Source organism: Streptomyces sp. NPDC059853 (assembly GCF_042731495.1).
GTDB lineage: Bacteria > Actinomycetota > Actinomycetes > Streptomycetales > Streptomycetaceae > Streptomyces.
Window position 1 is genome coordinate 1 of the sequence record NZ_JBHWJL010000416.1, and the last position, 3,418, is coordinate 3,418.

A 3,418-nucleotide genomic window follows, 5' to 3' on the forward strand; every position below is an offset into this window, starting at 1 on the left:
GGGGCGGGTGGCCCTACTTTTCTCCTGGGGGCGGGGGCCGGGGCCGCCACCACCTCCGCCGGCCCCGGCCCCTCCGCCCGCGCGGCTGCCCCGGCGCGGGGGCGCGGGGGGTCCACCCCGGCCCCCCGGCAGCGGCCTACGCGCCGCCGCAAGCCGCCAGCGCGCCACGGATCGCCCCGGCGACCGCCGGCCAGCGGTCGTTGAGGTAGAAGTGGCCGCCGGGGAAGGTCCGCAGGTCGAAGGCGCCCGAGGTGTGCTGCTCCCAGCCCTTGACGTCCGCCACCGGGGCCTTGGGGTCCTCCTCACCGACCAGGGCGGTGACGGGGATCGTCAGTTCCGGTCCCGGCCGGTGCCGGTAGGTCTCGATCGCGTGGTAGTCGGCCCGCAGCGCCGGAAGGATCATCTCCAGCATCTCCGGGTCGTCCAGCACCACGGAGGAGGTGCCGCTCAGCGCGCGCAGCTCGGCGATCAGCGCCTCGTCGCCGCCCCGGTGGACCGCGTCGGGCCAGGCGACGCCCGGGGCCCGGCGGCCGGAGACGATGAGCCCGCTGGGCCGCGCGCCGGGCGCGGAGGTCATCCACCGCAGCACCTCGTAGGCGACGATGGCGCCCATGCTGTGGCCGAAGAGCACCAGCGGGCGGTCGCTCCACGCCGCCAGCTGGGGCCGGATCCGGTCGGCGAGCCCTTCGACGGTGTCGATGGCGGGCTCCCCGTAGCGGTCCTGCCGGCCCGGGTACTGCACGGCGAGCAGTTCGACGGCGTCCCCCAGTTCGGCCGCCAGCGGGAAGTAGGCGGTCGCCGCGCCCCCGGCGTGCGGGAAGCACAGCAGCCGGGCGGCGGGGTCGGCGGGCGGCGGTCCGACATGTCGTATCCACAGGTCAGCGCGGTGGTGGGTCGGTGCCATGACGGTTCTTCTCACTCCTGTTCGCTGGACGGCGACCGCCCGGGATCGGCGCGGGCCCGAACCCGGCCCGGCGGTGTGGATCTCCATCATCACCCCCGGGGGGCCCGGGGGTTGGGCAAACGCGGAAAACACCGCAGGGCTCCCCCGGCGTACCGGGAAAGCCCTGCGGTGCGGGTGCGGGGCGGAGCGCCCCGCGCACGATCAGCCCTGGCCGACCGGCGTGTACGGCTCCAGCAGCGCCGCCAGCTCCGGATGGACCCGGACGGTCAGCAGCGTGCCCTCACCGGTGTGCTCCTCGCTGAGGACCTCGCCCTCGGAGTGCACCCGCGAGACGAGGCCGCCCTCGGTGTACGGCACCAGCGCCGTCAGCTCGACGTCCGGACGCGGCAGTTCGTCGTCGATCCACGCCTGGAGCTGCTCGATGCCCAGCCCGCTGTGCGCCGATACGGCGATCGCCCGCCGCTCCGCGCGCAGCAGCCGCTGCACCGTCAGCTCGTCGGCGGCGTCGGCCTTGTTGATCACCACGATCTCGGGCACCTGGGAGGCGCCGACGTCGCGGATGACCTCACGCACCGCGGCCAGCTGCTCCTCGGGCGCCGGGTGCGAGCCGTCCACCACGTGCAGGATCAGATCGGCCTCGCCGACCTCCTCCATCGTGGACCGGAACGCCTCCACCAGGTGGTGCGGCAGATGCCGGACGAACCCCACGGTGTCCGCGAGGGTGTACAGCCGCCCGCTGGGCGTCTCGGCCCGCCGGACGGTCGGGTCCAGGGTGGCGAACAGGGCGTTCTCCACCAGGACCCCGGCGCCGGTGAGCCGGTTGAGCAGCGAGGACTTGCCGGCGTTGGTGTACCCGGCGATGGCGACCGACGGTACGTGGTGCCGGCGCCGCTCCTCGCGCTTGATCTCCCGGCCGGTCTTCATGTCCGCGATCTCCCGGCGCATCTTCGCCATCTTCTCGCGGATCCGCCGCCGGTCGGTCTCGATCTTGGTCTCACCGGGACCACGGGTGGCCATGCCGCCCCCGCCGCCGCCACCCATCTGCCGGGACAGCGACTGACCCCAGCCGCGCAGCCTCGGCAGCATGTACTGCATCTGGGCGAGCGAGACCTGCGCCTTGCCCTCGCGGGACTTGGCGTGCTGGGCGAAGATGTCCAGGATCAGGGCGGTGCGGTCCACCACCTTGACCTTGACCACGTCCTCCAGCTTGATCAGCTGGCCGGGGCTCAGCTCACCGTCGCACACCACCGTGTCGGCACCGGTCTCCAGCACCAGGTCACGCAGCTCCTGCGCCTTGCCGGAGCCGATGTACGTGGCGGGGTCGGGCTTGGTACGGCGCTGGGTGACCCCTTCGAGCACCAGCGCTCCCGCCGTCTCGGCCAGGGCGGCCAGCTCGGCGAGGGAGTTGTCGGCGTCCTGAGCGGTGCCCGAGGTCCACACGCCCACCAGCACCACACGCTCCAGGCGCAGCCGGCGGTACTCGACCTCGGTGACATCCTCCAGCTCGGTGGAGAGCCCGGCCACCCGGCGCAGCGCGGCACGCTCGTCGCGCTCGTACTGCTCGCCGTCCCGCTCTTCGTCGAACGTGCTCCAGTCCGCGTCCTCATCCATCAGGGCGTCGGCCCGGCGGCTCGCGGCGGGGCGTGATTGTTCCTGAGGAAGGGATGAAAACGTCAATGCGATCCTTAGTCGTCGGCGGAGCGGCTGCGACGGCAGCCGTCTGTGATGTCCACAACGCCCGGGAGCGGCGGAAGATTCCCCCGCTGTCCGGTGTCGCCTCCATGGTGGCACGCCGGGATCGGGGCGTCACCCGGGTTTGCGGGCCGCTCACCCCCGTGGCCGTGCCGCCCGGGACACGTCGTAGACGCCGGGCACCGAGCGCATGGCCCGCATCAGGGCGGGCAGCCCGGAGGCGTCGGGCAGTCGCAGGGTGTAGGTGTGCCGTACCCGCTGCTGCCGGGGCGGCTCCACCTCGGCCTGGAGGACGGCCGCGCCCTGGGCGGCCAGCGCCTCGGTGAGGTCGGCGAGGAGGTGCGGGCGGCCCAGCGACTCGGCGTACAGGGTGACCCGGCAGCCGATGGACGGCGAGCGCCACCCGACCTCCAGGGCGGACCGGCCGGCGCCGGTCATCCGGCCCGCGACCGGGCAGGTCTCGCGGTGGACGGTGACCGCGCCGCCGCGCACCAGGAAGCCGCACACCCGGTCCGGCGGCACCGGGGTGCAGCAGCGGGCCAGCCGCACCGGGGCGCCGGGCGCCTCGGCGACCAGGGCGACCGGCTCGGCGGCCGGCTCGGCAGGGGCGGGGGCCGGGGTCTGCGGGGCGGCGGCCACCGGCGCGGGGGCGGCGGCGCGCTCGGCGGGGCCGGCCTGCTCCTCCAGCCGGCGCCGGATCGGGATGCGGGCGGCGGGAGTGGTGGCGTACTCCAGCCACTCGGGGGCGGGCCCGGCGGAGGGGCCCGGGTCGGGGTCGAGCAGCAGCCGTACGGTGTCCCCGTCGCGCAGCACGGTGCGCAG

At 74.8% G+C, this 3,418-nt stretch carries 3 protein-coding genes; all 3 read right to left on the reverse strand.

Going from position 1 to position 3,418, the window contains the following annotated elements; genetic code table 11:
• Nucleotides 1–136 precede the first annotated feature (136 nt).
• Nucleotides 137–904: a thioesterase II family protein gene (locus ACFV5N_RS25995; protein WP_385604437.1), complete on the reverse strand. Its 768-nt coding sequence runs from the start codon at nt 902–904 to the stop codon at nt 137–139.
• Between the two features lie 201 nt (nt 905–1,105).
• Entirely contained in the window at nt 1,106–2,581 is a 1,476-nt protein-coding gene (gene hflX / locus ACFV5N_RS26000) for a GTPase HflX (protein ID WP_385604440.1), read from the reverse strand.
• A gap of 150 nt (nt 2,582–2,731) precedes the next feature.
• A partial coding sequence (locus tag ACFV5N_RS26005; protein ID WP_385604443.1) for an ACT domain-containing protein occupies nt 2,732–3,418 on the reverse strand: 687 nt, incomplete at its 5' end.

Excerpts from the sequence above, each read along its gene's own strand:
- ACFV5N_RS25995 (WP_385604437.1), bottom strand. The coding sequence starts at position 904 with ATGGCACCGACCCACCACCGCGCTGACCTGTGGATACGACATGTCGGA.